Raw genomic sequence first — 26928 nt, 5'->3', positions numbered from 1 at the left:
TTCTTCTTTGCTCTCCAGTCTTTAAGGAACCGTGCAAACATGGCCAAAATAGTCGTCGTGACCTCCGGCAAGGGTGGCGTGGGCAAGACCACCACCAGCGCCAGCTTCGCATCGGGCCTCGCATTGCGCGGGCACAAGACCGCCGTCATCGATTTCGACGTGGGCCTGCGCAACCTGGACCTGATCATGGGCTGCGAGCGCCGCGTGGTCTACGACCTGATCAACGTCATCCAGGGCGAGGCCAACCTCAACCAGGCCCTGATCAAGGACAAGCAGTGCGACAACCTCTTCGTGCTGGCCGCCTCCCAGACGCGTGACAAGGATGCGCTCACGCAGGACGGCGTCAAGAAGATCCTGGACGACCTGGCGAGCATGGACTTCGAGTACATCGTCTGCGACTCGCCGGCCGGCATCGAAAGCGGCGCGCTGATCGCCATGCACTTCGCCGACGAGGCCCTGGTCGTGACCAACCCCGAAGTCTCCTCCGTGCGCGACTCCGACCGCATCCTGGGCATGCTCAGCTCCAAGACCGCGCGCGCCATCGCGGGCGAGACCGTCAAGGAACACCTGCTGATCACGCGCTACAACCCCAACCGCGTGCAGGACGGCCAGATGCTGTCGCTGGAGGACATCCAGGACATCCTGCGCATCGAGCTGATCGGCGTCGTGCCCGAGTCCGAAACCGTGCTGCAGGCCTCCAACCAGGGCATTCCCGCCGTGCACATGCAGGGCTCGGACGTGGCCGAGGCCTACCAGGACGTGGTCGCGCGCTTCCTGGGCGAGGAAAAGCCCATGCGCTTCACCGAAGCGCAAAAGCCCGGCTTCTTCAAACGCATGTTCGGGGGGAGGTAAGCGGCCATGTCCATGCTCTCTTTCCTGCTCGGAGAAAAGAAGAAGACGGCCTCGGTGGCCAAGGAGCGCCTGCAGATCATCCTCGCGCGCGAGCGCGTGGGCGGCAATGGCGGCGGTCCCGACTACCTGCCTGCGCTGCAAAAGGAGCTGATGGCGGTGATCTCCAAGTACGTGGACATCGACGTCAACGACATCAAGGTGCACCTGGAGCGCCAGGAAAACCTGGAAGTGCTCGAAGTCAAGATCGAACTGCCCGACGCCGCGCGCTGAGCGCCGCCCGGCGCCGTGCTCAGCCCAGGCGCAGCGTGCAGCGCAACCCGCCCAGCGGGCTCGGCCCCATCTCCAGCGATCCACCATAGGTCTCGGCGATGTCGCGCACGATGGCCAGGCCCAGGCCGTGGCCCTGGGCCTGTTCGTCGAAGCGGACACCGCGCTCCATGGCCTGCGCGAGATGCTCCGGCGCCAGGCCTGGGCCGTCGTCATCGATCTGCAGCAGCGTCGTCGTGCCATCCTGGCACACGGCCAGCGTGACGCGGCTGCGTGCCCACTTGCCGGCGTTGTCCAGCAGGTTTCCCGCCATCTCCTCCAGGTCCGAGGCCGCGCCGCGCCAGCGCAGCCCATGGCCGGGCAGCGGCGTGGAGGTCTGGATGGACCAGGACAGGCGCCGCTGGGCGTGGATCTGGCGCATGGCATCCAGCAGCCGGGCCAGCACCTCATCCAGCGCCACGCTGCCGGCGCTGCCGGCGCCGCTGGCGAAGCGCGCCAGATGGCGGTCGATGGTGTGGGACATGGCCTGTACCTGGTCACGCAGCCACGGGCCATCGACCTGATGGCCGCGTGCCTGGATGCCGAGCACGGCCAGCGGCTTCTTGAGCGCATGGCTCAGGTCGGCCGCCTGGTGGCGCGCGCGCTCCACGACCTGGGCATTGCGCTGCAGCACCTGGTCCACGGCCTCGGCAATCGGGTCCAGGTCGGGGCCGAAGTGCCGCCCCAGCTGCGTGCGTGTGCCGTCTTCCATGTCCTGCAGCGCCTGCTGCAGGCTGCGCAGCGGCTGCAATCCCAGGCGCACCAGCGCCACCGTGCACAGCAGCAGCGCGGCGACCAGGCCCAGCTCGGTGACCAGCAGGATGCGGTCGATGCGGCGCCATTCCTGGCGCGTACCGTCCAGCGGGCCGAAGACATGCAGCTGCACGCGCCGGCCCGCGACATCGAAGCTGCGGCGCAGGCCCAGCAGTTCGCGCCCCTGCGGCCCGCGCAGCGACAGCAGCGTCTCGCTGCCCTTGTGCCGGGGCCAGGGACGGGCGTCGTCCAGCTCCAGGCTGTCGTCCCAGACCGAGCGCGACTGCTGCAGCCGCCCGTCCTGCTCCAGTGTCCAGTACCAGCCCGAGAAAATGCGGCCGAACTCGCCGCGATTGAGCCGCGTGCCCTGCCCGGTCAGGGGCCCCGGGGACTGCAGCTCGGCCTGCAGCCGCTCGGCGCGGTCCTGCAGGCCGGCCTTGAAGCCGCGCAGCACCGCATCGTGCAACTGCTCGCGCAGCAGCCAGCTGGCGGCCGTGCCGCAGGCCAGCGTGGCCACCAGGCTCAGTGCCAGCAGGCGCTCCGACAGGCCCCAGTGCCTAGGACGCATGGTCGCCGCTGGCCTGCTGCAGGCGAAAGCCCCGTCCGCGCTCGGTATGGATCAGGCCATGCGGGGACAGTTTGCGGCGGATGCGGCCGACCAGCACGTCCACGGTGTTGGAGTCCGGGTCCAGGTCGCGTGCGTAGACATGCTCGCTGATGTCGGCGCGGCTGACGAGCTGTCCATGCCGGTTGGTCAGAAAGCTCAGGATGCGTTGCTCCTGCGCGGTCAGCGCAAGCGGCCGACCTTCGAGCGTGAAGCGGTCTGCCATGGTGTCGTAGGCCAGCGGGCCTATCTGCACCAGGGGCCGGCTGCTGCCTGCTGCGCGCCGGTGCAGCACGCGCAGCCGCGTGACGACCTCCTCGTGCAGAAAGGGCTTGGTCAGGTAGTCGTCTGCGCCGGCCTGGAAGGCCGTGAGCTTGTCGCTCCAGCGGTTGCGGGCCGTGAGCACCAGCACGGGAAAGGAGCGGCCCTGCTCGCGCCAATGGCGCAGCACCGAGACGCCGTCCTGTCCTGGCAGCCCCAGGTCCAGCAAGGCGGCGTCATAGTGTTCGACGCTGCCCAGTTCCTGGGCGAGGCGGCCGTCCGCGCAGCACTCGGCCAGCATGCCGGCCTCCTGCAGGATGGCCTGCAGGCCTGCAGCAAGATCGGCGTCGTCTTCGACGATGAGCACCCGCATCAGCGCAGTCCGTCCTCTTCGATGGGCTGGCCGCTGTACGCATCCACATGCACTTCGATGCTGCGGCCGGCGCTCAGCTGCAACTCGACCTCGTAGTAGGCGCGCTGCCGGACGTCGATCTTGAGCTCGGCCTCTGTGGCGCGGGCCTGGTACTTGCGCTCCAGTTCCTCAAGAATGCGCGGCAGCGGTTGCAGCGTGGCGGCCTGCTCCCGGCTCAGGACAGGCTCCACCAGGATGCGGCCCGTCTGGGCGTCGGCGCGCAGCAGCTGCTCACGGCCTTCGCGCGTGAGCAGCTGGATCTCGTAGTAGGGCCTGGGGCTGCGCGTTTCCTCCAGCTCGATCTGCAGCACGGTGCCGGGATGCAAGCGGGTGACGGCTGCCGCCACGGCGGACATGGGTATCAGCACGGCGGTGGTCGCGCCCGGCCGGGGGATGTCCTGTCCCGTGACTGCATCGATATAGATCTCCGTGCGCTGGCCATTGGCGAGCTTGATTTCGTACCAGCGCCGGCCGTCGGCGCCGCGCTCGAGTTCGATGTCGATGACGCGCCCTTTGTGGCGCTGCTGCACGTCCTGGAGGATTTCCGCCAAGGGCCGCAGGCGCTTCGACTGCACCTCGCGGCGCACGCTTTCATGCTCCGCTGGCGTGGTGGCAGAGGCGGGCGCCAGCGGCAGGGCCAGCAAGGCAGCAAGTGCGAGGCGGAGTTTCACGGCCACGCATCTTATGTGCACGTTCTTAAACAGTGCATGAACGCGCCATTCATGCGCGGTTTAGGCGCCTTTGCCGACACTGCAGGCGGTTGCACCGATGGCCTCGCCGCGGTGCCTTTTCATCTGTTTCTTTCTGGCATCGAACACCATGCATTTTCTTCGCTTTTCCCGCTCTGCCCCGCCATTGCACCGGGTCCTGGGCGCTGGCGCGCTCTCGCTGTCCGTGCTGCTGGCCGCCTGCGGCGGTGGCGGCGGCGGGGCTGACAAGCCCGCCCCCACGCCGGTCACTCCCAGCGCCAGCTATGCGTCGGGCACCATTGACGGCTTCGGCTCCATCCTGGTCAATGGGGTGCGGTATGACGAGCGCCAGGCCCGGATCACCGATGGCGATGGCGTCCTGCTGGCCAGCGATGCGCTCAAGCTGGGCATGGCGGTCCATGTCACGGCCGACCCCGTGACCACCGGCAGCGATGGTGTGGCGCGCGCCATGGCCCGCCAGATTCTTGTGCGCAGCGATCTGGAAGGTCCGTTGAGCGCGGTCGTGGGCGACCGGCTGACCGTACTGGGCCAGACCGTGATCGTCGATGCGGCCACGGTGTTCGAGGACGGCCGCGCGGCGGCGCTGCAGGTCGGCCGTGTGCTGGAAGTCCACGGCCTGCGCGATGCGCAGGGCCGCATTCTTGCCAGCCGCATCGAGATCGAGGATGACGCCGACGAGCCCTGGCGCCTGCGCGCGCCTGTGGATGCCGTTGACATGTCGCGCCGCACCCTGCGCATCGGCGAGGCCGTCGTCAACTGGAGCGGCGTGCAGGTTGCCGCCGCGCTGGCTGCCGGCGACGTGGTCAGCCTGCGCCTGGCGCGCCAGCCCGATGCCGCCGGCCTGTGGGTGGCCACCGCACTGTCGGTGCAGCGTCCCACGCTGCCCGAACAGGCGGGCGTGGAGGCCGACGTCACCGGCCATATCACCCGCATGGACTCGCCGACCCGCTTCGTCGTGGACGGCCTGAGCGTGGACGCGGGCAGCGCCACAAGCCTGCCCGCAGGCCTTGCCGTGGGCGACCTGGTCGAGGTCGAGGGCATGTTCCAGGACGGGGTGCTTCGCGCCTCCGAGGTCGAGCGCAAGCTGCGGCTGGACAGTGACGATGGCTTCGAGATCGAGGGCCGCATCACCGCTGTCGACAGCCTGGCCGGCATCTTCGAGCTGCGCGGCGTGCGCGTGGACTATCGCAATGCGCGCTTCGAGGATGGCAGCGCTGCCCAAATTGCCGTGGGGCGCGTGGTCGAGGTCAAGGGCCGGCTCTCGGTCGATGGCGCGATGGTGGTGGCCACCGAGGTCGAGTTCGACTAAGGGTTCGCGTTCGCCGCAGGCCGCATCGCCTCGCTCTGCGCACGCGCGGCGGCGGGGCGCACCCACAGCAGGTAGGCGGCGCCCAGCAGCACGATCCACAGGCCGCCCACGACCAGCGCGGCACGGGTGTGGGGGAAGTAGCCGAGCACGCCCAGCACCAGCAGCATGAAGCCGATGGCGGCCAGCGGCGCGGTGGGCCACAGCGGGACCGGGAACTTCAGCGCGGCCACCTGCCGCGGGCTCATGCGGCGGCGCGCCGCGAACTGCGACAGCAGGATCATCAGCCAGACCCAGACCGTGGCGAAGGTGGCGATGGAGGCGATCAGCAGGAACACGTCCTCGGGGATCAGATAGTTCAGCACCACGCCGGCCAGCAGCGCCACGGCCATCACCACCACCGTCATCCAGGGCACGCCATGGCGCGAGACACGGCCGAAGCCGGCGGGGGCCTGGCCCTGGTGCGCCATGCCGTAGAGCATGCGGCCGGCGCCGAAGATGTCGCTGTTAATGGCCGACACGGCCGCGGAGATCACCACGATGTTGAGGATGGTGGCGGCCGAGGAAATGCCCAGGCCGCTGAAGATCTGCACGAAGGGGCTGCCCTGGCTGCCGATCTGCGGCCAGGGGAAGATGCTCATCAGCACGAACAGCGTGAGCACGTAGAACAGCAGGATGCGCAGCGGCACGGCGTTGATGGCGCGCGGGATCACGCGCGCCGGGTCCTTGGCCTCGCCGGCCGAGATGCCGATGATCTCGATGCCGCCGAAGGCGAACACCACCACCGCCAGCGAGGCGATCAGGCCCGGGAGGCCATTGGGCATGAAGCCGCCGTGCGCCCACAGGTTCTGCATGCCGGTGGGCGCCTGGCCGGCCGCCATGCCGAAGCCGAACACCATGATGCCCAGGCCGCCGCCGATCATGGCGATGATGGCTGCCACCTTGAGCAGGGACAGCCAGAACTCCATCTCGCCGAACACCTTGACCGAGCACAGGTTGAGCGCGCCGATGAAGCAGACGATGGACAGCACCCAGATCCAGCGCGGCACCTCGGGAAACCAGAAGCCCATGTAGATGCCGAAGGCCGTCACGTCGGCCAGGCAGACGATGACCATCTCGAAGGTATAGGTCCATCCCGTGACGAAGCCGGCGAACGGGCCCAGGTAGTCACTGGCGTACTGGCCGAAGGAGCCGGGCACGGGGTTGTGCACGGCCATCTCGCCCAGCGCGCGCATCACCATGTAGACCGCCGCGCCCGCCAGCAGGTAGGCGATCAGCACCGAGGGCCCCGCCTGCTGTATGGCCTTGGCCGAGCCGTAGAACAGCCCCGTGCCTATGGCCGAGCCCAGCGCCATGAAGCGTATGTGGCGGGCCGACAGCCCTCGGTGCAGGCTGCCTGCAGATGGTGAACTCATGTGCTGTCTCCCCCCGTCATTGGTGAAATGGCCGCCGCATCCACGGGCTTCATCGGCCTGCGGATGGGTCTGCGATCAGATGTATAAGCCTGTATATACAATATGCGCAGACACCGATTTCCCGGACCGGGGATTACCCGGAGGCGGGAAGGCACGGGAATGGGGGAGCTGCCGAGAGAGCCGACGAGAGGGCTGCCGCGGGCCCGGGCTCAGCCCAGGCCGCCCGTGTGCATGCGGCCTGCGTGGTACAGCAGCGGCGTGTGTCCGGCCTGGTGGCTGCACTGCTCGACCTCGCCGATGAAGATCACATGGTCGCCCTCTTCATGGCGATGGCGATTGCGGCACTCGAAGACGGTGGTGGCTTCGGACAGCAGGGGCACGCCTTGTGCCGAGCTGCGCCAGGCGGTGTTGGCGAAGCGGTCCACGCCCTTGCGCGCGAACAGCTCGGCCAGGGGCTTTTGCGAGGCCGACAGCACGTGGATGGCGTAGTGCGAGCAATGCTGGAACACGGGCAGCGAGGCCGCTGACAGCGCCATGCTCCACAGCACCAGCGGCGGTGTGAGCGAGACGGAGTTGAACGAGCTCACGGTGACGCCCACCGGATGGCCCTGCGGGCTGCGCGCGGTGACGATGGTCACGCCCGTGGCGAACTGGCCCAGCGCGTCGCGGAACTCGCGCGACGAGAACGGGGCCTGAGGGGCCAGGTTGGCCATGGCGGCAGGAGGCAGGGCGGAATTCACGGGTGCAAGAACCAGGCGGCAGCAAGGCGGCAGCAGGGCTGCCGCGTTTGGGACGGGCGCCCGTAGCCGGGCAGCAACCGTGCATTATGGGTGCGGATGCCGGCAGATGCGGCCGATGGGGATTTGGCCAGGGAGGTCTTTGCCTTGCGTGCGCCGTGCCGGCTCACAGCGCCATGCGCATCTGGGCGGGCGCGGCGTTCTCCTGCAGCCAGCCTGCCATGCGGGCGCGCGCGCAGCGCTGCAGCCGCATCAGCAGGGCATGCTCGGGCCAGGCCAGCGCATAGCGCCGGCACAGGTCCTGCTGCATGCGCGCCAGCAGGGCGGCGGCCATCTCGGCATCGGCCAGCGCCCGGTGGGCACGCTCGGCCACGGGCAGGCCCAGGTGGGCGGTGAGCCGGCTCAGACTGTGGCTGGGCGCGTCGGGATAGATGCGGCGCGACAGCAGCACGGTGCAGGCAAAGGGCTGGGGCGCGGCCTCGCCGGCCAGGGCCAGTTCGGACTGCCAGAACTTGCTGTCGAAGGCCGCGTTGTGCGCCACCATGGGCGCGCTGCCCACGAAGCGGGCGGCATCGCGCATCACCTCCTCGGCGGGCGGCGCGGCTGCGACCATGGCATTGGTGATGCCGGTCAGCCGCGTGATGAAGGGCGGTATCCAGGCACCCGTGCGCATCAGGCTCTGGAAGCGGTCCACGACCTGGCCGCCCTCGATCAGCACGATGGCGACCTCGGTGGCACGCGCGCCCTGGGCGGGCGCCATGCCCGTGGTTTCAAAGTCGATGACGGCAATCGGCTGCGGCATGGGGCGATTGTGCCCGGCAGTGCCCGACCGGCGTGCCGGGGCGGCTATTCCTCGGCCTGGCTGCCGTCGGCCGCGCCCAGGCGCTGCACGACCTGGTCGAGCAGGGCGTAGAGCTGCTCGATCTCTTCATGGCCCACCAGGCGCTCGATCTCGGCATAGGTCTCGGAGGAATGCGGCGCGATCTCGGCCACGATGGCGTGGCCGGCCGCCGTGAGTTCGAACTCGGCGCCGCGCATGTCGCTGGCGTGGCGCGAGCGCTCCACCAGCTGCCGGCCTTCCAGCGTCTTGAGCAGGCGCGAGAGGCTGGGCATGCTGATGTAGGTGGCCTGCGACAGCTCCATGGGCCGCAGCCTGTGCGTGACCGCCGCCATGGCGCGCAGCACGCGCCACTGCTGTTCGGTCAGGCCATGGGCGCGCAGCATGGGCCGAAAGCGCACCATGACCGATTCGCGGGCGCGCAGCAGCGCCATGGGCAGGGAGCGCGAGAAGGCGCGCAGCGGCTCGGGGGCAAAAGAGGGCGTGGTCTGGGGCATGTTCGGCAGCATCTGTCGGCTGGATTCTATGCAGCCGCCGCTCCCTCCCCGGAGCGGCGTTGCGCGCGCCTTGTCAGGCCGGGGCCTCAATAGGTCTGGCTTTTCGGCGCGGGGGCCGCTGCCTGCTTGAAGCGCGCAGCCAGCGCGCTGGTGGCCTGAACCAGCACGCTGGTGTCCAGGCCCACGGCCGTGAAGGTGCAGCCCAGCTCCAGGTACTTGCGCGCCAGGGCCTCGTTGGGCGTGAGGATGCCGGGCGCCTTGCCGGCGCGGCGTATGCGCGCGATGGCGTCGGCAATCGCCTCCTGCACCTCGGGATGGCCGGGGTTGCCGATGTGGCCCATGGAGGCCGACAGGTCGGCCGGGCCGATGAAGACGCCGTCCACGCCCTCGGTGGCGGCAATGGCGTCCAGGTGGGCCAGCGCCTGGCGCGTCTCCACCTGCACCAGCACGCAGACCTGGGCGTTGGCTTCATGGGCGTAGTTGGCGCGCCGGCCCCAGGCCGAGGCGCGTGCGCCGCCCATGCCGCGGATGCCGCCCTGGCCGTCGGCCTGCGGATAGCGCGCGGCGCGCACGATGCGTGCGGCCTGCTCGGCCGTGTCCACCATGGGCACGAGCAGGGTCTGCACGCCGATGTCCAGGTACTGCTTGATCAGCATCTCGCCGACCTCGCCGTGTCCCATGGGCACGCGGGCAATGGCATGGCTGTCGGGATAGGCCGCGATGGCCTGCAGCTGCGCCAGCAGGGTGCGCGTGTCGTTGGGCGAATGCTCGCCGTCGATCAGGAGCCAGTCGAAGCCGGCGCCCGCGCAGATTTCCGCCGAATAGGCGTCGGCCAGGCCCAGCCACAGGCCGATCTGGGGTTGGTCGGCCGCAATGGCGGCCTTGAAGCGGTTCACAGGTGTCTGCATGGTGTGATTGTCCGGGCCTCAGTGGCCCATGCACAGGTACTTGGTGCTCAGGTATTCCTCTATGCCGGCGGCGCCGCCCTCGCGGCCCATGCCCGACTGCTTGACGCCGCCAAACGGTGCCACGGCCGTGCTGATGATGCCGCTGTTGATGCCCACCATGCCGTACTCCAGCGCCTCGCCCACGCGCCACACGCGGCCCACGTCGCGGGCGTAGAAGTAGGCAGCCAGGCCGTACTCGGTGTCGTTGGCCATGCGGATGGCCTCTTCCTCGGTCTTGAAGCGGAACACGGGCGCCACGGGGCCGAAGACCTCTTCCCTGGCGATGCGCATGCGGTCCGTGGCGCTGGCCAGGATGGTGGGCTCGTAGAAGGTGCCGCCCAGCGCGTGGCGCTTGCCGCCCAGCACGACCTCGGCGCCGTTCTTCACGGCGTCGGCCACCAGCTCCTCGACCTTGTCCACGGCGGCCTGGTCGATCAGCGGGCCCTGGTCCACGCCGGCCTCCAGCCCGTTGCCCACCTTGAGGGCCTGCACGGCGACCTTGAGCCTGGCCATGAAGGCGTCGTACACGCCGTCCTGCACCAGCAGGCGGTTGGCGCACACGCAGGTCTGGCCGGTGTTGCGGTACTTGGAGGCCATGGCGCCTTCCACGGCGGCATCCAGGTCCGCGTCATCGAAGACGATGAAGGGCGCGTTGCCGCCCAGCTCCAGAGACATCTTCTTGAGCGTGGGCGCGCATTGCTCGGCCAGCACGCGGCCCACTTCGGTGGAGCCCGTGAAGGTCAGCTTGCGCACGGCCATGCTGGCCGTGAGCACGCCGCCGATGGCGCGCGAGGAGCCCGTGATCACGCTGAACACGCCTTCGGGAATGCCGGCGCGCTGGGCCAGCTCGGCCATGGCCAGGGCCGACAGCGGTGTCTGCTGCGCGGGCTTGACGATGATGGTGCAGCCCGCCGCCAGGGCGGGCGCGACCTTGCGCGTGATCATGGCGGCCGGGAAGTTCCAGGGCGTGATCGCGGCGCACACGCCCACGGGCTCCTTGGTCACGATGATGCGCTTGTCGGCCCAGGGCGCCGGCACGGTGGAGCCGTAGATGCGGCGGGCTTCCTCGGCAAACCACTGCACGTAGGAGGCCGCGTAGGCGATCTCGCCGCGCGACTCGGCCAGGGGCTTGCCCTGCTCGCTGGTCATGATCAGGGCCAGGTCCTGCTGGTTCTCCATCATCAGCTCGAACCAGCGATGCAGCAGGCGTGCGCGGGCTTCGGCGGTCTGCTGCTTCCAAAGGGTAAAGGCGCGCTCGGCGGCGGCGATGGCGCGCTGCGTCTCGGCCTCGCCCATGCGGGGCACATGGCCGACGGCTTCGCCCGTGGCGGGGTTGTGGACGTCGATGCGGCTGCCATCGTCGGCGGCCAGCCATTGGCCGTCGATCAGGCAGAGGTTCTTGAGCAGGCTGGGGTCGCGCAGTGCAAGCGGCATGGGAAATCTCCAATAAGGGCGGGGCAGGCGTCGGGACGACGGCGCCTAGACAAAACGGAATTGCAGGCGGCCCAGCGGGCCGTAGTCGGCATCGAACAGGTCGCCGGCCCTGGCCGCCACGGGGCGCGTGAACGAGCCGGCCAGCACGGTCTGGCCGGCCTCCAGGGCCTCGCCCCAGGGCGAGAGCTTGTTGGCCAGCCAGGCCACGCCGATGGCGGGATGGCCCTGCACGCCGGCAGCCAGGCCGGTCTCCTCGACCACGCCGTTGCAGCGCAGTATGGCGCCGCACCAGGGCAGGTCTATCACCTGGGGGTCAGCGCGGCCGGCGCCGGTGACGATGCCCGCATTGGCCGCGTTGTCGCTGATGGTGTCGTAGACCTTGCGCATGGCCTTGGTGTGGCGGTCGAACTGCTCGATGCGCGCGTCGATGATCTCGATGGCCGGGGTCACGTGGTCGGTGGCGTCCAGCACGTCCTGCAGCGCGATCTCCTTGCCGCCGGGCAGGCCCGGGCCGCGCAGCGGCGCCTTGAGCACGAAGGCCAGCTCCACCTCCACGCGCGGCGCGATGAAGTGGGCGGCCGGGATGTCCAGCACCTGGCCCGGCGTGCAGCGGTAGAGCATGCTGTCGAGCAGGGTGCCGTAGTCGGGCTCGTCGATCTGGCTCGATATCTGCATGGCACGCGAGGTCAGGCCGATCTTGTGGCCTATCACCTTGCGCCCCGCCGCAATCTGCAGGCGCACCCATTCGCGCGAGACGCGGTAGCCATCCTCCACGGTCATGTCGGGAAAGCGCTTGGAGAAATGCTCGACCTGCACGCGCGTCTTCTCGCTGCGGTCCAGCTCCTGGGCCAGTTGGGTCAACAGTTCTTGGGAAAACATTTCAAGGCCTGGAAAAGAGGGGATGAAGGGTGCTGTGCTTGCCGTCATACACCTGGCCCGGGCTTTCATCGACCTGAACGGTCAGGCCCAGGTGGCGCTGCGCGAACAGCGGCTGCAGATGGCGGCGCGCGCAGGCCAGCAGGGCGTCGCCGGCCTGCTGCTGCACGGCGGCCGAGCGGCCCCGGCCCATGCGCAGGTTGATGTAGATGAAGCCGTAGTCGCCATCGCCGCCCGCTGCGCGGCCCGCAGCCCCGCCATCGGCCACGGCGCTGTGCGGCGCGGGGTAGGCCAGCACGCGCGTGCCGCCCGTGGGAAAGACCTGGGCGCCGTCTTCGGCGCGCACGGTGAGCATGGTGTCGGCCAGGGCGCGGCACAGCTGCGTCATGTCGGTGTGCGCGTCCAGGCTGGCCGTGTAGAGGATGACCACGTGCGGCATTCAGGCCACCTCCATGGTGGCGGCCGTGCAGCTCACGGCGAAGATGGGAATGGGCTGGCAGTACAGCACCTGGCCCGCGCCGCGCGCGGCGGCGGCCACGGCGATGAAGCTGCGGATCTCGAAGCCGCCCTGGCCGCCGTCGCGGTAGGTCTCGGCGTCGGTGTACGACAGCAGCGCGTCCCGGTCGTTGCGGCACCAGCGGTCCATGAACTGCTGGTCCCATTCCCAGTTGACCTTGCCCGAGTCGGGCGTGGCCGGCCAGTGCGAGATGCCGCCCGTGCCCACGATGGCGATGCGCTCGGGCGCCTTGTCGCAGGCGCGGCGCAGGGCCTCGCCAAAGGCCCAGGCGCGGTGCAGCGGCGTCAGCGGCGGGCCCTGGCAGTTGATGTTGACGGGGATGATGTCCTTGTCATAGGCCGGCGTCAGAAAGTGCAGCGGGACCATGATGCCGTGGTCGAACTTCCACTCCTCGGCAAAGGCCACATCCACGGTCTGCATGACCTCGGTGATCAGGCGCCGCGACAGCTCGGCATTGCCGGGGATGCGGTGGCGCTCTATGCCCAGCCAGGCCGGGTCCTCGATGGGTCCTTCGTAGTGGTCTGCCATGCCGATGGCATAGGCCGGCATGTTGTTCATGAAGAAGTTGGCGAAGTGCTCGGCCGCGATGACGATCACGGCGTCGGGCCGCGCCGCCTCCAGCCGTGCGCCCATGTCGCGGAAGGCGGCATGGAAGGCATCCCTGGTGGCCGGATCGGCCAGGTGTGCGCGGCCCGTGATGCCGGGCGCGTGGCTGCAAACGCCTGCAAATACCAGACTCATCTCAAACTCCTGCGATCTTTTCGTTGGTGGCTGTCGTCATCGCGTAGACGCCCGCGCGCACCGGTCCGTGCTTTTGCACGCCGTCGCGCATGGCCTGCAGGTAGTCGGCCCAGGGCATGCCCAGCAGTGGCGCGAAGTGCATCAGCAGCTGGCCGTTGCAGCCCAGCACGTAGAGCTTGCCGATGTCGCCCTGGAACATGGCTTCGTACTCCTCGGGCTCCAGCGCGTACTCGGCCAGCAGCGCGGCGCGGTCCTCGGCAAAGCGCCGCTGCACCTCGGGCTCGCGGTTGAGCTGGAACAGGAATTTCTGCATGGTGTACAGGCTCATGGCGGCTCCCGGTGTCTGCCTCAACCCAGCGTGATGTTGGCGCGGCGGATGATGGCTTCGTACTTGGCGATTTCGCTGGTGACGAAGGCCGCGAACTGCTGCGCCGTGCCGGCCTGCGAGACGATGCCGCCGCGCGCGAAGGCGTCCACCACGGCGGGCTCGGCCAGGGCCTTGACCACGGCGGCGTTGATGCGCTGCACCAGCGCATCGGGCGTGGCGCCGGGTGCCAGCAGACCCTGCCAGGAGTTGGATTCCAGCGCCACGCCCTGCTCGGCCAGCGTGGGCACCTGGGGAGCGAACTGCGAGCGCTGGCGCGTGGCCATGCCCAGGGCCACCAGCTTGCCGCTTTGCACATGGCCACGGAACTCGGGCCAGTTGCCGAACATCACGTCCACCTGGCCGCCCAGCAGGTCGGCCAGCGCCGGGCCCTGGCCCTTGTAGGGGATGTGGACCATGTCGATGCCCATCTCCTGGCACAGCAGCGCGCCCGACAGATGGGCCGAGGTGCCGTTGCCGAACGAGGCATAGCTGAGCTCGCCGGGCCTGGCCTTGGCGCGGTTGCGCAGATCGGCCAGCGTCTTCAGTCCGCTGCCCGGGTGGGTGGCCAGCACATGCTCGGACAGGCCCATCAGCGCCACGGGCTTGAGGTCGCGCGTGGTGTCGTAGGGCAGGTTCTTCACCAGCGTTTTGTTGGCCGTGAAGCTGTTGGCCACGCACACCAGGGTGTAGCCGTCGGCCGGCTGCTTGGACACATAGTCCACGCCGATCACCGTGCCCGCGCCGGGCTTGTTCTCCACGATCACAGGCTGGCCCAGGGACTTGCCCAGCTCGGTGCCCACCAGGCGCGCCACCAAGTCGGTGGTGCCGCCCGGCGTGAAGGGCACGATGATGCGCAGCGGCTTGGCGGGCCAGGTGCCGGACGCGCTGCCGGGCTGGGCCTGGGAAAGGCCCGGGAGCATCAGCGCTGCGGCCGTGGTGGCTGCGGTGGATTGCAGGAAATGGCGGCGTTGCATGTCTTGTCTCCTCGGTTCTCTTTGTCGTTGTCGCTGGTCGCCCGTTCAGACGCCCCAGTGCGGAATATGGTGCGAGCCCAGCGATACGGCCACGTTCTTGGGCTCGCAGAAGACCTCGTAGCTCCAGCTGCCGCCCTCGCGGCCCGTGCCCGAGGCCTTGGTGCCGCCGAAGGGCTGGCGCAGGTCGCGCACGTTCTGGCTGTTGACGAAGCACATGCCGGCCTCGATGGCGGCGGCCACGCGGTGGGCGCGGCCCACGCTCTCGGTCCAGACGTAGCTGGACAGGCCGTACTGGATATCGTTGGCCAGGCGCACGGCCTCAGCCTCGTCGCTGAAGGGGATGATGCAGGCCACGGGGCCGAAGATCTCGTCCTGGGCGATCTGCATGCGGTTGTCCACGTCGGCAAACACCGTGGGCAGCACGTAGTTGCCCTTGCGCACGCGCTCGGGCAGCACGGGCGCATCCAGGCCGCCGCACAGCATGCTGGCGCCTTCCTTCTGGCCCAGTTCGATGTAGTGGCGCACCTTGGCCAGGTGGCTGGCGCTGATCATGGGGCCGACGATGGTGGATTCGTCCAGCGGGTCGCCCACGGTGATCTTCCTGGCGCGCTCCACGAAGCGGTCCACGAACTTCGCATAGATGCCCTTTTGCACCAGGATGCGGCTGCCGGCCGTGCAACGCTCGCCGTTGTTGGAGAAGATCATGAACACGGCCGCATCCAGCGCGCGCTCGAAGTCGGCATCGTCAAAGATCACGAAGGGGCTCTTGCCGCCCAGCTCCATGCTGAACTTCTTGAGGCCGGCGGCCTGCACGATGCGGTTGCCGGTCTGGGTCGAGCCCGTGAACGAGACGGCGCGCACATCGCGGTGGCGCACCAGGGGCTCGCCCGCGTCCTTGCCGTAGCCGTGCACCAGGTTGAGCACGCCGGGCGGAATGCCGGCCTCCAGCGCCAGCTCGCCCAGGCGCGCGGCCGTCATGGGCGACAGCTCGCTCATCTTGAGCACGGCCGTGTTGCCGAAGGCCAGGCAGGGCGCCACCTTCCAGGTGGCCGTCATGAAGGGCACGTTCCAGGGCGAGATCAGCGCGCACACGCCCACGGGGTGGAACAGGGTGTAGTTCAGGTGCGTGGGCGTGGGATAGGTGTGGCCGTCCACGCGCGTGCACATCTCGGCAAAGTAGTAGAAGTTGTCGGCCGCGCGCGGCACCAGTTGCTTGCCGGTCTGGGCGATGACCTGGCCGCAGTCGTTGGTCTCGGTCTGCGCGATCTCGGGCACATGGCGGGCGATCAGGTCGCCCAGCTTGCGCACGATCTTGGCGCGTTCGGTGGCGGGCGTGTTGGCCCATTTCGGAAAGGCGTTCTTCGCGGCGGCGACGGCGGCCTGCACCTCGGCCTCGCCGCCAGCGGCAACCTCGGCCAGCACCTCCTGGGTGGCGGGGTTGACGGTCTCGAAATAGTCCTTGCCGGCGACGGCCTTGCCGTCGATCAGGTGGTCAATGCGCATGGGAGTTCCTTGGCGTGTGCGGTGGGTTCAGGAGGCGGCCGGCGCGTCGCCGACGATGGTGTTGACCAGGCGGCCCAGGCCTTCGATCTCGGTGACGATCTCGTCGCCCACGCGGGAGTCGGCCACGCCGTCGGGCGTGCCGGTGAGGATGAGGTCGCCGGGGTTCAGCGTCATGAAGCCCGACAGGTGGGCGATCAGCGAGGGGATGTCATGCACCATGTCGCGCGTGCTGCCGTCCTGCTTGAGCTCGCCGTTGACCCAGCTGCGCAGGCGCAGGTTCATGGGGTCGGGCACATCGGCCGCATCGACGAACCACGGGCCCACGGGCGTGGCGCCGTCGCGGTTCTTCACGCGCAGGTTGGGCCGGTAGAAGTTCTCCAGGTAGTCGCGTATGGCGTAGTCGTTGGCCGTGCAGTAGCCGGCGACCACGCCGTAGGCGTCTTCGCGGCGCACGTTGCGGCAGGTCTTGCCGATGACCACGCCCAGCTCGCATTCGAAGTGCATGTAGGCCACGTCGGCGGGCCGGTACGTGCGGCCGCGGTGGCCGTTCAGCGTGTTCGGGCCCTTGAGGAAGACCAGCGGCTCCTCGGGCGCCTTGTTGAAGGCGATTTCCTTGGCATGGTCCGCATAGTTCAGGCCCAGCGCGAAGACGGTGCCGAACTGCAGCGGCGGCAGCCACTGCACGGCGGTCTCCGCCACCAGGCGGCCATCGGGCAACTGCACCTGTCCGTGCGGGCCTTCGGTGACCTGCAGGGTCTGTCCTTCGAAGATGACGCGTCCGTGCTTCATGCTGCTGCTCCCTGTTCTGCCACCACCGAATGCGTGAGCCGGCCCAGGCCGGGCACCTCGATGACCACGCGGTCCCCGGGCCGCGCCAGCGGTGCGCCTTCGCCCGGGCCCAGCAGCAGCACGTCGCCGGGCGACAGCGTCATGAATTCGGTCACGTCGGCCAGCAGCCTTGCGGGCGGGCGCACCAGGTCGGCAAAGCCGCGTTGCCAGACCTGTTCACCATTGATGGACACCGTGAGTTCTGCCGCTTGCGCATCGAAGCCTGCGCCGCGCACCAGCGTGCCCAGCGGGCAGAAACCGTCGCGGCAGCGCTGGCGGATGGCGGGGCGGTAGTAGTTCTCGTGCGGCAGCGTGAGGTCGCTGGCGATCAGCCAGCCGGCCACATGGTCCAGGGCCGTTGCTTCGCTGACGCGCGTGGCGCTGCGGCCGATCACCAGGCCGATGCTGGCATCGACGCGGACCTCTCCGGGATCGGCCGGCACGGCCACCGCCGCGCCATCGCGCGCCCAGGTATTGCGCGGCTTGAGATAGAGCACGGGAGCGCGCGGAGCGGCCTTGTAGGGCGCGCTGTCGAACTGCGGCGACAGGCGCTGCACGGTGGCCTGCTGGTTGAGCAGCGTGCCGTAGACCGTGCCCAGCGCAAGGCCGTCATCCAGGAGAAAGGGCTGAATCTGCATGGTGTGAATTTAGTTAACGTGGTAATTATTGTTTTTGCAACAAGCCCCGTCAACACGGTGGATTCAGGGTTTTCCCAGGCCGCAGCAAAAAGCCCCTGCGCGGCAAACCGTGCAGGGGCTTGAAGGGGCGCCGGGCGCTGCCGGTGCTGGCGGGGGCTGGCGTCAGCCGCGGCGGCGGCGCAGTGCGGCCATGCCGCCCAGGGCCAGCGCCAGCAGCGCCTGGGCCAGTGTGGACAGGCCGGGCACGGGGGTGGCCGTGGCGCCGGGCGGCAGGGCCGCAGGCGCGGCCACCGCCACGGGGTCCACGATGACGCCGTTGACGGTCAGGTCGCTGTCGCCCGTCTGCCCGTCGGTGATGTCGAAGCTCACCGAGCGGCGGTCGGGTGCGAAGCGGTAGGCCGACGCGGCCAGCTCATACCAGTGCGCCGTGGGCGTGGCGGCCGTGGGGCCGTACTTCCAGAGCGTGGCCTGGGCGGGCGCGGCTTCAGGCAGGTCCATGCGGATGGTGGCCATGGAGCCCGGCGTGCCGCCCATGAGCACGAAGCTCAGGCTGCCGTAGGGCAGGCGCAGGTTGCCCGGCAGCGGGCTTTGCGAGGGCGCAGGCTGAAAGCCTGCCGAGTTCGAGGCGAACTGCCATTGGTCCGCACCCACATTGCCCGTGCCGTTGCTCACGCCCGCCGTGTTGCTGCCCGTGCCGATCTGCGTGCCGATGGGCACAGGCTTGCTCAGGGCCAGCACAGCCGGCGCACTGGCCGTGCCCGATGCCGGCAGGTTGACCGCATGCACGCGGTAGCTCACGGCGGGGTCCAGGCCGGTGAAGGACAGCGTGGCAGCGGTATTGGCCGCGGTGCTGACCGTGTTGCTGGCAGGGGCCGGCAGGCCGGCGGCATCCAGGCCGGCCATGACCTGTTCCCAGCTGGGGACGGGCGCATTGGCAGGCAGGGCCACGGCGCGCAGGCTGCCGGCCACGCTGGGCGTGGCCTGGACCACGGCCGATGTCTGGTCCACGGCCTGGGCGGACAGGGCCACGGTGGACAGCGCCGGCACCGCCAGACTGTCCAGGCGCGCCTTTTTCCAGGCGGCATAGGGCAGGTCCTTGGCCACGGTGCCATCGCCGTAGAAATCGGCATCGCCGCAGTCGCTGAGGATGTCCACGCTGCCGCCTGCGTCCAGGCTGGCGGGCATGGCGCCTATGCCTTCGGCCGAGCAGGCGGTATGGGGCGCGGTGATGGCGGCCAGGTCGGCAGCGCGCGGGCGCAGGTTCAGGGCCAGGCCTGCGCTGTTCACGCGGCCATCCCAGGAATAGAGCTGGAAGTTGCGCGGCGCGGTGCCCGTGGCGCTGGCCGAGGGACCGGCAATGATCAGGTACTCGCCCGCCGCGTTCTTGCGGATTTCGCGGATGCCGCGGCCGCCCAGGTCCAGGCGAATCGGCTGGCCCATGGACGCGCTGCCCTTGCTGCCGCCATCGGCCGCAGGCAGGGCCGCGAAGTTGGTCACGGGCACGATCAGCGCATGCGTGCGGCCCGTGGCGTCGTCGGCCGTGACGGCGGGCGCGCCCGGCGCCGGCACCAGCGGCGCGCGAAAGCCCAGCCATGCGGCGGAGTCGTCGGGGCTGGTGGACATGCCTTCGATGGAGAAACCGCTCATCGTCTCGGCCTCGGGCGCCTTGGTGGCGCCGCCGTCCGAGCTGGCCACCAGGCCCAGATAGTTGGCGGCAAGGCCGTCATGCGCGGCCGCGTCCCAGCTGCGCAGGTCCTCGCGCAGCCAGCGGTAGTAGCCACTGGCGGTCAGCGCCGTGGAGGCGCCGGAGCCGGTCACATCCATCGCCGCCAGGCGCCAGCGGTCGGTGCGCGACTTGCCGCTCTTGTTGTTGGAGTGCGAGCCCGCCACGTACACGCGGCTGCCCAGGGCAAAGCTGGCCTCGATGTCCATTTCCTCGTCGCTCTTGCAGCTGTCCAGGCCCGTGAGGCCGGGGGCGGTGCAGGCGGCGGCATCGGCCAGGCCCAGGGCGGTCCTGTCCAGCATCAGCGGCTTGACGGGCAGCCCGCCGGCCGGGCCATAGGCCGAGAAGGAGTTGCCGGCCGGCAGCGCATTGCCCGAGGCATCCTGGGCAGGCGCCTCGTCGTCGCCCACCAGCATGGTGGCGGCATCGATGACGATGGCCGTCGATGCGTCCGAGCGCCCGGCCAGCCAGCGCGGGCTGGTGTTGGCTGCGGTGTTGGCCGAGGCCGCGTACTTGATGGTGCGGCTGACGGAGGCGCCGCCCGCGTTGGTCAGCGTGACGGTGATGTCGGCATAGCCCACGCCCGTGGGCGTGATCCTGAGCACGGCGTTGCCGGCCTGGTTGGACGCGGCCAGGCCGGCGTCGGCCACCACGGCCTGGTTGCTCGAACGCGCAGTGACCTGTACGCCGCCAGCGCCCCCCGCATCCTGCACCGTGAAGCCGATGCCTGCCGAGGCCAGCGGGTCGTTGGCGTCGCCGACCACGCCGGAAAACGCGGTCAGTTCGGGCAGCGAGGCCGTCGGCGGGGCCGAGGCCATGAAAGGCACGCTCACTGCAGCCGTGCTCCCGCCGAGGCCGTTGACGGCGCGCACGCGCAGCGTATAGCTGCCGGGCTGCAGGCCTTCCAGCGCCTGGCTGTTGCCCAGGGCCACGGCCGTGGAGGCTACCGATGCAAAGCTGTCCTGCGACAGCTCCACCACGTAGTAGGCTGCGCCCGGCACGGCGTCCCAGGCGGCCGTCACGCGGTTGCCGGCCGGGGTGGCCGTCAGGTTGGAGGGGGCGGCGGGCACGGTCGCCGGCACGGTCTCCAGCGGGGCCCAGGCCACGCCATAGAACACGCCGTCCTGCGGCGCGGCGATGGACTCGGCCGTGCCCGACAGCGTGCCGGCGTAGCCGCCGTGATCGAAGGCGCGGTACAGGCGGCCCGTGGTGTCGGTGGCCATCAGCATCACATTGCCGCCGCCGGTATCGAAGGCGGCCAGGCCGTGGACCTTGGACAGGCCGGCAATGGAGCCTGCGGGCTGCCAGCTGGTGCCGTCCATCGAGAGGCGGAATTTCCGGATGGCGCCGGTATCGTTGTCCGCCACGTAGACGGTGTTCGCCAGCGCGGGGCCGCCATCGAGTTGCAGGAAGGCGATGCCGCGGTAGGTGGAGGGCGTCAGGCCCGCCAGGGGCAGGGCCGTCTGGATGCCCGTGGTCGGCAAATTCGTGCCGATCTGGTTGAGCGAGCCGCCGTTGATGGCGGCGATCAACTGGCCGCCGGCGACCGCCAGGCCCTGGACATTGCTGCTGTTCAGTTGGGAGATGCCCGTGCCGTCGGCAGCCACGTGCCAGATGCCGTTGTTGGCCGTGGCCGTACCCTTGCCGCTGGCCCAGACGGCGCCGCAGTCGCTGCTGGCTGCACCGCGGATGGTGTCCTTGCTGAAGGCCGTGGTGCCGAGCGGGCGCAGGCTTTTCACGTCGGAGTCGAACCCCACCACGGCCACGGCGCGCGGGGCCGCCGCTGCCGTGACGCCGTTGGGCTCGGTGCCGCCGGTGGCCACGGCATAGCCGGGAACCACCAGGCACAGGCCATTGTCCGAGCGGTTGAGCAGGCCTTCCGAGCCCTTGCTGCTGGCCGTCAGCGGCGTCGCTCCGCCTGACAGCGGCAGCGATTGCACCAGGGTGCCGTCCACGCGGTACTCATCCAGGAACACGGGCAGCGCGCCTGTGCCCGTGCCCACGCGGTAGGCCACCAGGTTGCCCGGGGTGAAGGGCGCGGACCATGCAGCGCCACACAGGGCCAGGCAGGCCGTTGCAATCGCCTTGTGCCGCCAATCCAAAGTACTCGCGCGCATGCTCACCATCCCCTGTGTGACAAATCGCGCGACTGTAAGAGGCGGCTGTGACAGCCCGGTGACGGCAGGCCCGCAGGATGGTGGGAAGGCACCATGCAAAAAAAGACGGCTCCCTCAGGGGAGCCGTCCTTGCCTCATTGCGCCGTGATGCCCGCGCTTTGCTTTTTCTGGTTATGGGCGCTGCGTGTGCACGGGGCAGCGTATCGAGCGGTCGATCAGCGGATCAGCAGCACAGGCACCTGGCTGCCGGCCAGCACCTGGGTGCTGACCGAGCCCATGACCAGGCGGCCCAGCGTGCCGTGGCCATGCGTGCCCATGACCAGCAGGTCGAACTTGCCTTCTTCGGCCGCCTTGATGATGGAGTCGGCAATCGGGCCGACCTTGCTCAGGCGGGCTGCCTGCACGCCGTGCTCGGCCAGGTAGCTGCACACGGGGTCCAGCACCTTGGTCGACTCCTCGGCGTAGTACTCGTCCACCACGTCCTTGCCCAGGGCGGCGCGCGCGCGGGCCGGCAGCTGGGGCTGGACGGTGATGGCGCTGTAGCTGTGGGCCGAACCCAGGATCTCCGGGTGCGAGGTCAGGTAGGCCAGCATCTTCTGGGTGTAGGGGCTGCCATCGACAGCGAGCAGGATGTTCATGAAGGTCCTCCTTGGATATGGCCCGAGACTAAGCCCAAGCCGGGGTGGAGTGCTTGATCCAGGTCAAGCACGGGCCGGTGCCTCTGCCGCCCCTGCGGTCGCATGCACCGGCAACTCGATGGTAGAGCGCGGCGAAAACCCCTCCTGCTCGCCCTTGCGCGCGTAGCCCAGCGGGTTGGCCACCACGCGGCAGCGCCAGGCGCTGCCATCGCCGCGCAGGCCCTCGGCCACATAGTCGCTGGGCGAATGCAGGTGGCCGTGCAGCCACAGATCGGCAAAGGGCAGCAGTTCATCCAGCACGTTGCAAAAGCCGGCCGTGCCCGGCACCAGGCCGTAGCGCGGGTCGGAGCTGCGCAGGCTGGGCGCGAAATGCGTGACGGCCACCGTGGGGCCATCGAAGGGCCTGGCCAGCGCCTGGCGCAGCCATTGCTGGCAGACCAGCGACTGCTCGCGCATGGGCTCGGCCAGGAAGGGCTCGCCGTCGCGCGTGCCGCCGGTCTTTTGCAGGTAGAAATTGGCGGCGCGAAAGGCCTTCTCGCGCAGCTTGAGCAGCCGGGCCAGATCGGTCACGCCTTCATGCATGGACATGGCGTCGTAGTCGCTCCACAGCGTGGTGCCCACGAAGCGCACGCCGTCCAGCACGGCCGTCTCGCGCTCCAGCCAGACCATGCCCATGCGCTCGCAGGTGGCACGCAGGCGGGCGTGGGCGGCGTCGAAGTCCTGCATGTCGTACTCATGGTTGCCCGGCACGAAGATCACGGGGCAGGGCCAGCCCGCGTACTGGGGCAGGGGAGAGAAGCGCTCCAGCCCGAAATCCTGGCCCGGCAGCAGGCTGCCGCTCTGGTAGGAGCCTATGTCGCCGGCCAGCACCAGCACGTCGGCATCGGGTGCGGGCTCTGCGGTGAAATGCGGATGGGCCTCGAGGTGCAGGTCGGACAGCAGCTGGATCTTCATGCGGCCAAGTGTAGAACCTGCGCTGGCGCGGGCGCCCCGCAAACGGCGCTCAGGTGTGCGGGAAGGTCGCCTCTGCAGAGCGCGTGAGCGTGCGCAGCAGCCAGTCGTAGGCCTGAGGATGCTGGCCGCGCCGGCGCCACAGCGCGTCCACGTGCACGGGCTGCACGTCGAAGGGCAGCTCGCGCAGCACCAGCTTGTCGGCCATGCCGGTCACGGGCACGAAGTGGCGCGGCAATATGGTCAGCAGATTGGAGGTCATGACCACGCGCCCGGCCGTGAAGAACTGGTTGACGGTAAGCACCACCTGGCGCGTGCGGCCCAGCGAGGCCAGGGCCTCGTCGATGAAGCCGAAGGAGCGGCCCGAGAAGCTCACCAGCATGTGGCGCGCCGCGCAGTAGTTGTCCAGCGTCAGCGGCACATCGGCCAGCGGATGGCCCTGGCGCATCACGCACAGGTACTCGCCTTCATACAGGCGCCGGCTGTCGAAGGCCACCAGGGCGCCCGACTGCGCGCGCGCCGTCAGGTCGGCCAGCGCGGCGGGGAAGTAGCCCACGGCCATGTCGGCCTCGCCGGCCTCCAGCAGGCTGCGCGGGTCGCGCGTGGTCAGCGGCAGCACGCGGATGCCGATGCCGGGCGCCTCGCGCTCCAGCAGGCTGAACATGGGAGGAATCAGCGTGGCCGCCGTGGCGTCGGCCATGGCCAGCACAAAGGTGGCGGTGGCGGTGGATGGGTGGAATTCGCCTGGCGTCAGCGTGTCCTGCAGCTGCTGCAGCGCCTCGCGGATCACGGGCCACAGCGCCAGCGCGCGCGGCGTGGGCTCCACGCCCTGGCCCTGGCGCACCAGGAGCTCGTCGCCCAGCGCCTCGCGCAGGCGGCGCAGCGCATTGCTCACGGCCGGCTGGGTGATGGCCAGCTTGTGGGCCGCCCGCGTGAGGCTGCGCTCCGCCATCACCTCGTCGAAGACGCGCAGCAGGTTCAGATCCAGTGTGCGGAAGTTCAGGGCGGACATGGCCGTGGCAGCGAGCGCTGAGTCATCACTGGTGTGAATGCTACAGATTCAAGATATAAATTTGAAGAACTCTAGGGTAAACCCTATAGTTACCCCTAGTCGCCCGCCACGCCGTCAAAAGCGGCCATTTAACTGGGTTTATCTGCCATGAGCAACTTCATTTACAACTCCTACTGTGTCGAGCACCCTGGTGTGGTGCATGTCTATCAAGCCGCCGACGACCGCAAGAGCGCCGTCAAGCGTTTCTCCGGCAAGCGCGGCGCCAGCGCCCTGCTGCTCGCTGCCCTGGTGGCCGCGCTGATGGTGGTGGTCAACGAGGTGGCCCACAACTGGACCGACGGCCACATGCTGGGCGCCTGGGTCGTGCTGTGGGTTGCCGCCTTCATGGGCCTGGCCCTGTTCTCCGCCCCCGCCCGCCGCGCCGCCATGATGGCCCGTGCCGGCTACCGCGCCTGGACCGAGAGCCGCCAGCAGGCCGCCGCTGACGAGCGCATCTGGAACGCCGCCCTGCAAGACGCCCGCCTGATGGCCGACCTGGCCCGCGCCATGGATAGGCAAGGTAGCTGATCTCTGCCTGGGGCGCCTTGCGGCGCTCCTCCAAAAAAAGCCGCTGCCCACAAGGCGCGGCTTTTTTGTTGTCTGGGGGCGTCGTTGAAACGCCACAAAAAAAGCCTCGCACTGCGAGGCTTTTTCCATGGGTCGAGAGCTACTCAGGGATTCATTGTTCTGTGCATCTTCCACAGTCCATGAAACTGGCGCTGCCCAAAGCAAGGGGCACCGAGGAAGGGCCGCCCCGCACCGAGGGTGCCGTCCCCCCCGCGAAGCGAGAGGGGGAAGCGGCGTAGCCGCTCAGGGGGAGCTTTATGTCCCCAGGCGCTTTTCCAGTTCGGCCTTGGTCACCAGCAGCTCCTGGGGCAGCTTGTGGGCCAGCTTGTCGAAGTGCTCGGTGTGCAGCTGCATTTCCTCGGCCCAGGCGGCCTTGTCGATGCTGGTCACGCTGGCGAACTGGTCGGCGGAGAAGTCCAGGCCGGTCCAGTTGATCTCGGCGTACTGGGGCGCAATGCCGAAGGCGGTCTGCTCGCCCTGTGCCTGGCCTTCGAGGCGGTCGATCATCCACTTGAGCACGCGCATGTTCTCGCCGTAGCCGGGCCAGACGAACTTGCCGTCGGCATTCTTGCGGAACCAGTTGGTGGTGAAGATCTTGGGCAGTGCCGCGCCCTGGGCCTGGATCTTGGCGCCCAGCGTGAGCCAGTGCTGGAAGTAGTCGCTCATGTTGTAGCCGGCAAACGGCAGCATGGCGAAGGGGTCGCGGCGCACCACGCCCTGGGCGCCGAAGGCGGCGGCCGTGGTTTCCGAGCCCATGGTGGCGGCCATGTAGACGCCTTCGGTCCAGTTGCGGGCCTCGGTCACCAGCGGCACGGTGGTGGAGCGGCGGCCGCCGAAGATGATGGCGTCGATCTTCACGCCCTTGGGATCGTCCCAGGCTTCGTCCAGCGCGGGGTTGTTGGTCGCGGCCACGGTGAAGCGGGCGTTGGGGTGGGCGGCCTTGGCGCCGGTCTCGCGGGCGATCTGGGGCGTCCAGTCCTTGCCTTGCCAGTCGATCAGGTGATCGGGCAGCTTGCCGGTGTCCTTGTCCATGCCTTCCCACCACACGTCGTTGTCGTCGGTCAGCGCGACGTTCGTGAAGATCACGTTCTTGTCGAGGCTGGCCATGCAGTTGGGGTTGGTGTGGTAGTTCGTGCCCGGGGCCACGCCGAAATAGCCGGCTTCGGGGTTGATGGCGCGCAGCGAGCCGTCGGCCTGGGGCTTGATCCAGGCGATGTCGTCGCCGATGGTGGTGACCTTCCAGCCTTCGAAGACCTTGGGCGGCACCAGCATGGAGAAGTTGGTCTTGCCGCAGGCGCTGGGGAAGGCCGCAGCCACGTGGTACTTCTTGCCTTCGGGGTTGGTCACGCCCAGGATGAGCATGTGCTCGGCCAGCCAGCCCTGGTCGCGGCCCATGGTGGAGGCGATGCGCAGCGCAAAGCACTTCTTGCCCAGCAGGGCGTTGCCGCCGTAGCCCGAGCCATAGCTCCAGATTTCGCGCGTCTCGGGGTAGTGGACGATGTACTTGGTCTTGTTGCAGGGCCAGCTGGTCTGGTCCTTCTCGCCTTCGGCCAGGGGCGCGCCCACGGTGTGCACGCAGGGAACGAACTCGCCTTCCACGCCGATCACGTCATACACGGCACGGCCCATGCGGGTCATGATCTTCATGTTGACGGCCACATAGGCGCTGTCGGACAGCTCCACGCCCACGTGGGCGATGGGCGAGCCCAGCGGGCCCATGGAGAAAGGCACCACATACATGGTGCGGCCGGCCATGCAGCCGTCGAACAGCGGCTGCAGCGTGGCGCGCATCTCGTTCGGGGCCATCCAGTTGTTGGTCGGGCCTGCGTCTTCCTTGTTGGCCGAGCAGATGTAGGTGCGGTCCTCGACGCGCGCCACATCGGACGGATCGGACCAGGCCAGGTAGCTGCCGGGGCGCTTGACGGGATCGAGCTTCTTGAAGGTGCCGGCATCGACGAGCTGCTGGCACAGCTCCTCGTATTCCTCCTGCGAGCCATCGCACCAATGGATTTTGGCGGGCTTGCACAGTGCGGCCATCTCGGCCACCCAGGCGATCAGGCGGCTGTTCTTGACATAGGCGGGGGCCTGGATGTTCAGGCCTTGCATGACGGGTGCGTTCATCGCGGAGCTTCCTTCAATTGAAAAAACCAGTTTTTCAAAGGGGACGCGCCTGCTGCACCGCGCCAACTTTGAGAAACGGGCTCTCGTTCAGTCGGCGCGCGAAGGAAGCTCTTCTCTGGGCGGCGAAGCGGCGCTGGCGGAAGCTGGCGGCGCACCGGCTGGGGATTCGATTCTAGGGAGCGGTCACGAATTTGTCAGCAAACGAATGGCAAAAACTATGCATTCTATGCATTGAAGTATGCAA

Annotated in this window: 26 protein-coding genes and 1 pseudogene; 5 read left to right on the top strand and 22 right to left on the bottom strand. The window is 68.9% G+C overall.

Annotated elements, in window-relative coordinates; genetic code table 11:
• Positions 1–39: 39 nt before the first annotated feature.
• Positions 40–852, top strand: coding sequence for a septum site-determining protein MinD (gene minD / locus ACF8ME_RS08130; RefSeq protein ID WP_392415996.1), 813 nt, complete (start codon positions 40–42; stop codon positions 850–852).
• A gap of 6 nt (positions 853–858) precedes the next feature.
• A complete protein-coding gene (gene minE / locus ACF8ME_RS08125; RefSeq protein WP_016447328.1) occupies positions 859–1122 on the top strand; it encodes a cell division topological specificity factor MinE in 264 nt (87 codons plus the stop codon).
• Between the two features lie 19 nt (positions 1123–1141).
• On the opposite strand, the gene ACF8ME_RS08120 is transcribed toward minE, so the two are convergent.
• Genes ACF8ME_RS08120 through ACF8ME_RS08110 form a run of 3 tightly spaced genes read right to left on the bottom strand, consistent with a single transcriptional unit; the run spans position 1142 to position 3859 of the window.
• Entirely contained in the window at positions 1142–2479 is a 1338-nt protein-coding gene (locus ACF8ME_RS08120; RefSeq protein WP_392415994.1) for a sensor histidine kinase, read from the bottom strand.
• Entirely contained in the window at positions 2469–3149 is a 681-nt protein-coding gene (locus tag ACF8ME_RS08115) for a response regulator transcription factor (protein WP_016452258.1), read from the bottom strand. Before ACF8ME_RS08115 ends, ACF8ME_RS08120 begins: the two co-directional genes overlap by 11 nt.
• On the bottom strand, positions 3149–3859 hold the full coding sequence (locus ACF8ME_RS08110; RefSeq protein ID WP_224986229.1) for a PepSY domain-containing protein: 711 nt from the start codon (positions 3857–3859) through the stop codon (positions 3149–3151). Before ACF8ME_RS08110 ends, ACF8ME_RS08115 begins: the two co-directional genes overlap by 1 nt.
• Positions 3860–4007: 148 nt before the next feature.
• Between ACF8ME_RS08110 and ACF8ME_RS08105 the strand changes: the two genes are divergently transcribed.
• Positions 4008–5207 (top strand): DUF5666 domain-containing protein, encoded by a 1200-nt coding sequence (locus ACF8ME_RS08105; protein WP_392415992.1) that lies wholly within the window; start codon positions 4008–4010, stop codon positions 5205–5207.
• On the opposite strand, the gene ACF8ME_RS08100 is transcribed toward ACF8ME_RS08105, so the two are convergent.
• The 18 genes and pseudogenes from ACF8ME_RS08100 to ACF8ME_RS08015 all read right to left on the bottom strand — a co-directional run bounded on the left by ACF8ME_RS08100 (position 5204) and on the right by ACF8ME_RS08015 (position 23957).
• Positions 5204–6619, bottom strand: a complete 1416-nt coding sequence (locus tag ACF8ME_RS08100) for an amino acid permease (RefSeq protein WP_392415990.1) — start codon at positions 6617–6619, stop codon at positions 5204–5206. The two genes, ACF8ME_RS08105 and ACF8ME_RS08100, sit on opposite strands and share 4 nt — an antisense overlap.
• Before the next feature lie 209 nt (positions 6620–6828).
• Positions 6829–7332 (bottom strand): flavin reductase family protein, encoded by a 504-nt coding sequence (locus tag ACF8ME_RS08095; protein WP_046986323.1) that lies wholly within the window; start codon positions 7330–7332, stop codon positions 6829–6831.
• A 190-nt stretch (positions 7333–7522) separates the two neighbouring features.
• Positions 7523–8158, bottom strand: a complete 636-nt coding sequence (locus ACF8ME_RS08090) for a PolC-type DNA polymerase III (protein ID WP_016447334.1) — start codon at positions 8156–8158, stop codon at positions 7523–7525.
• Between the two features lie 44 nt (positions 8159–8202).
• Positions 8203–8691: a homoprotocatechuate degradation operon regulator HpaR gene (gene hpaR, locus ACF8ME_RS08085; protein ID WP_013800005.1), complete on the bottom strand. Its 489-nt coding sequence runs from the start codon at positions 8689–8691 to the stop codon at positions 8203–8205.
• An 86-nt stretch (positions 8692–8777) separates the two neighbouring features.
• A complete protein-coding gene (locus ACF8ME_RS08080; RefSeq protein WP_012202038.1) occupies positions 8778–9599 on the bottom strand; it encodes an aldolase/citrate lyase family protein in 822 nt (273 codons plus the stop codon).
• Between the two features lie 18 nt (positions 9600–9617).
• Positions 9618–11072 (bottom strand): NAD-dependent succinate-semialdehyde dehydrogenase, encoded by a 1455-nt coding sequence (locus ACF8ME_RS08075; RefSeq protein ID WP_392415987.1) that lies wholly within the window; start codon positions 11070–11072, stop codon positions 9618–9620.
• Positions 11073–11117: 45 nt separating this feature from the next.
• On the bottom strand, positions 11118–11951 hold the full coding sequence (gene hpaH / locus ACF8ME_RS08070; protein WP_392415985.1) for a 2-oxo-hept-4-ene-1,7-dioate hydratase: 834 nt from the start codon (positions 11949–11951) through the stop codon (positions 11118–11120).
• Between the two features lies 1 nt (position 11952).
• Positions 11953–12387: a 5-carboxymethyl-2-hydroxymuconate Delta-isomerase gene (locus tag ACF8ME_RS08065; protein WP_012202041.1), complete on the bottom strand. Its 435-nt coding sequence runs from the start codon at positions 12385–12387 to the stop codon at positions 11953–11955.
• Positions 12388–13206 carry an extradiol ring-cleavage dioxygenase gene (locus ACF8ME_RS08060; protein WP_012202042.1) on the bottom strand — a complete coding sequence of 273 codons (819 nt, stop codon included), beginning with the start codon at positions 13204–13206 and terminating at the stop codon, positions 12388–12390.
• Between the two features lies 1 nt (position 13207).
• Positions 13208–13534, bottom strand: coding sequence for an aromatic ring-opening dioxygenase LigA (locus ACF8ME_RS08055; RefSeq protein ID WP_043823357.1), 327 nt, complete (start codon positions 13532–13534; stop codon positions 13208–13210).
• Positions 13535–13554: 20 nt separating this feature from the next.
• Positions 13555–14550, bottom strand: a pseudogene (locus ACF8ME_RS08050) (tripartite tricarboxylate transporter substrate binding protein); the annotation flags it as partial.
• Positions 14551–14592: 42 nt separating this feature from the next.
• The gene (gene hpaE, locus ACF8ME_RS08045; protein WP_016447341.1) at positions 14593–16050 is read right to left on the bottom strand and encodes a 5-carboxymethyl-2-hydroxymuconate semialdehyde dehydrogenase; all 1458 of its coding nucleotides are present in this window, start codon (positions 16048–16050) and stop codon (positions 14593–14595) included.
• Positions 16051–16077: 27 nt separating this feature from the next.
• Positions 16078–16839 carry a fumarylacetoacetate hydrolase family protein gene (locus ACF8ME_RS08040; RefSeq protein WP_016452249.1) on the bottom strand — a complete coding sequence of 254 codons (762 nt, stop codon included), beginning with the start codon at positions 16837–16839 and terminating at the stop codon, positions 16078–16080.
• Positions 16836–17516, bottom strand: coding sequence for a fumarylacetoacetate hydrolase family protein (locus ACF8ME_RS08035; RefSeq protein WP_065344931.1), 681 nt, complete (start codon positions 17514–17516; stop codon positions 16836–16838). The genes ACF8ME_RS08040 and ACF8ME_RS08035 overlap by 4 nt, the downstream gene beginning before the upstream one ends.
• A 162-nt stretch (positions 17517–17678) precedes the next feature.
• Positions 17679–21356, bottom strand: coding sequence for an IPTL-CTERM sorting domain-containing protein (locus ACF8ME_RS08030; RefSeq protein ID WP_392415982.1), 3678 nt, complete (start codon positions 21354–21356; stop codon positions 17679–17681).
• A 215-nt stretch (positions 21357–21571) separates the two neighbouring features.
• Positions 21572–21994 carry a universal stress protein gene (locus tag ACF8ME_RS08025; protein ID WP_016447345.1) on the bottom strand — a complete coding sequence of 141 codons (423 nt, stop codon included), beginning with the start codon at positions 21992–21994 and terminating at the stop codon, positions 21572–21574.
• Between the two features lie 63 nt (positions 21995–22057).
• Positions 22058–22948 (bottom strand): metallophosphoesterase, encoded by an 891-nt coding sequence (locus ACF8ME_RS08020; protein ID WP_392415980.1) that lies wholly within the window; start codon positions 22946–22948, stop codon positions 22058–22060.
• Positions 22949–22997: 49 nt separating this feature from the next.
• The gene (locus ACF8ME_RS08015; protein ID WP_016452246.1) at positions 22998–23957 is read right to left on the bottom strand and encodes a LysR family transcriptional regulator; all 960 of its coding nucleotides are present in this window, start codon (positions 23955–23957) and stop codon (positions 22998–23000) included.
• Between the two features lie 147 nt (positions 23958–24104).
• On the opposite strand from ACF8ME_RS08015, the gene ACF8ME_RS08010 reads away from it, so the two are divergent.
• Positions 24105–24524 (top strand): hypothetical protein, encoded by a 420-nt coding sequence (locus ACF8ME_RS08010; protein WP_016447348.1) that lies wholly within the window; start codon positions 24105–24107, stop codon positions 24522–24524.
• 294 nt (positions 24525–24818) lie between these two features.
• Here the strand turns inward: ACF8ME_RS08010 and ACF8ME_RS08005 are convergent, their stop codons facing one another.
• Positions 24819–26684 carry a phosphoenolpyruvate carboxykinase (GTP) gene (locus ACF8ME_RS08005; protein WP_392415978.1) on the bottom strand — a complete coding sequence of 622 codons (1866 nt, stop codon included), beginning with the start codon at positions 26682–26684 and terminating at the stop codon, positions 24819–24821.
• On the opposite strand from ACF8ME_RS08005, the gene ACF8ME_RS08000 reads away from it, so the two are divergent.
• A complete protein-coding gene (locus tag ACF8ME_RS08000; RefSeq protein WP_126311565.1) occupies positions 26668–26919 on the top strand; it encodes a hypothetical protein in 252 nt (83 codons plus the stop codon). The genes ACF8ME_RS08005 and ACF8ME_RS08000 overlap by 17 nt on opposite strands.
• Positions 26920–26928 lie beyond the last annotated feature (9 nt).

The organism is Delftia sp. WSY_7 (assembly GCF_043104845.1).
Classification (GTDB): domain Bacteria; phylum Pseudomonadota; class Gammaproteobacteria; order Burkholderiales; family Burkholderiaceae_C; genus Comamonas; species Comamonas tsuruhatensis.
Note: the sequence above shows the minus strand (reverse complement) of the source record. Positions and strands in the feature narration are given on the sequence as shown.

Excerpts from the sequence above, each read along its gene's own strand:
- minD (WP_392415996.1), top strand. The coding sequence starts at position 40 with ATGGCCAAAATAGTCGTCGTGACCTCCGGCAAGGGTGGCGTGGGCAAG.
- minE (WP_016447328.1), top strand. The coding sequence starts at position 859 with ATGTCCATGCTCTCTTTCCTGCTCGGAGAAAAGAAGAAGACGGCCTCG.
- ACF8ME_RS08120 (WP_392415994.1), bottom strand. The coding sequence starts at position 2,479 with ATGCGTCCTAGGCACTGGGGCCTGTCGGAGCGCCTGCTGGCACTGAGC.
- ACF8ME_RS08115 (WP_016452258.1), bottom strand. The coding sequence starts at position 3,149 with ATGCGGGTGCTCATCGTCGAAGACGACGCCGATCTTGCTGCAGGCCTG.
- ACF8ME_RS08105 (WP_392415992.1), top strand. The coding sequence starts at position 4,008 with ATGCATTTTCTTCGCTTTTCCCGCTCTGCCCCGCCATTGCACCGGGTC.
- ACF8ME_RS08100 (WP_392415990.1), bottom strand. The coding sequence starts at position 6,619 with ATGAGTTCACCATCTGCAGGCAGCCTGCACCGAGGGCTGTCGGCCCGC.
- ACF8ME_RS08095 (WP_046986323.1), bottom strand. The coding sequence starts at position 7,332 with ATGGCCAACCTGGCCCCTCAGGCCCCGTTCTCGTCGCGCGAGTTCCGC.
- ACF8ME_RS08090 (WP_016447334.1), bottom strand. The coding sequence starts at position 8,158 with ATGCCGCAGCCGATTGCCGTCATCGACTTTGAAACCACGGGCATGGCG.
- hpaR (WP_013800005.1), bottom strand. The coding sequence starts at position 8,691 with ATGCCCCAGACCACGCCCTCTTTTGCCCCCGAGCCGCTGCGCGCCTTC.
- ACF8ME_RS08080 (WP_012202038.1), bottom strand. The coding sequence starts at position 9,599 with ATGCAGACACCTGTGAACCGCTTCAAGGCCGCCATTGCGGCCGACCAA.
- ACF8ME_RS08075 (WP_392415987.1), bottom strand. The coding sequence starts at position 11,072 with ATGCCGCTTGCACTGCGCGACCCCAGCCTGCTCAAGAACCTCTGCCTG.
- hpaH (WP_392415985.1), bottom strand. The coding sequence starts at position 11,951 with ATGTTTTCCCAAGAACTGTTGACCCAACTGGCCCAGGAGCTGGACCGC.
- ACF8ME_RS08065 (WP_012202041.1), bottom strand. The coding sequence starts at position 12,387 with ATGCCGCACGTGGTCATCCTCTACACGGCCAGCCTGGACGCGCACACC.
- ACF8ME_RS08060 (WP_012202042.1), bottom strand. The coding sequence starts at position 13,206 with ATGAGTCTGGTATTTGCAGGCGTTTGCAGCCACGCGCCCGGCATCACG.
- ACF8ME_RS08055 (WP_043823357.1), bottom strand. The coding sequence starts at position 13,534 with ATGAGCCTGTACACCATGCAGAAATTCCTGTTCCAGCTCAACCGCGAG.
- hpaE (WP_016447341.1), bottom strand. The coding sequence starts at position 16,050 with ATGCGCATTGACCACCTGATCGACGGCAAGGCCGTCGCCGGCAAGGAC.
- ACF8ME_RS08040 (WP_016452249.1), bottom strand. The coding sequence starts at position 16,839 with ATGAAGCACGGACGCGTCATCTTCGAAGGACAGACCCTGCAGGTCACC.
- ACF8ME_RS08035 (WP_065344931.1), bottom strand. The coding sequence starts at position 17,516 with ATGCAGATTCAGCCCTTTCTCCTGGATGACGGCCTTGCGCTGGGCACG.
- ACF8ME_RS08030 (WP_392415982.1), bottom strand. The coding sequence starts at position 21,356 with ATGCGCGCGAGTACTTTGGATTGGCGGCACAAGGCGATTGCAACGGCC.
- ACF8ME_RS08025 (WP_016447345.1), bottom strand. The coding sequence starts at position 21,994 with ATGAACATCCTGCTCGCTGTCGATGGCAGCCCCTACACCCAGAAGATG.
- ACF8ME_RS08020 (WP_392415980.1), bottom strand. The coding sequence starts at position 22,948 with ATGAAGATCCAGCTGCTGTCCGACCTGCACCTCGAGGCCCATCCGCAT.
- ACF8ME_RS08015 (WP_016452246.1), bottom strand. The coding sequence starts at position 23,957 with ATGTCCGCCCTGAACTTCCGCACACTGGATCTGAACCTGCTGCGCGTC.
- ACF8ME_RS08010 (WP_016447348.1), top strand. The coding sequence starts at position 24,105 with ATGAGCAACTTCATTTACAACTCCTACTGTGTCGAGCACCCTGGTGTG.
- ACF8ME_RS08000 (WP_126311565.1), top strand. The coding sequence starts at position 26,668 with ATGACGGGTGCGTTCATCGCGGAGCTTCCTTCAATTGAAAAAACCAGT.
- ACF8ME_RS08005 (WP_392415978.1), bottom strand. The coding sequence starts at position 26,684 with ATGAACGCACCCGTCATGCAAGGCCTGAACATCCAGGCCCCCGCCTAT.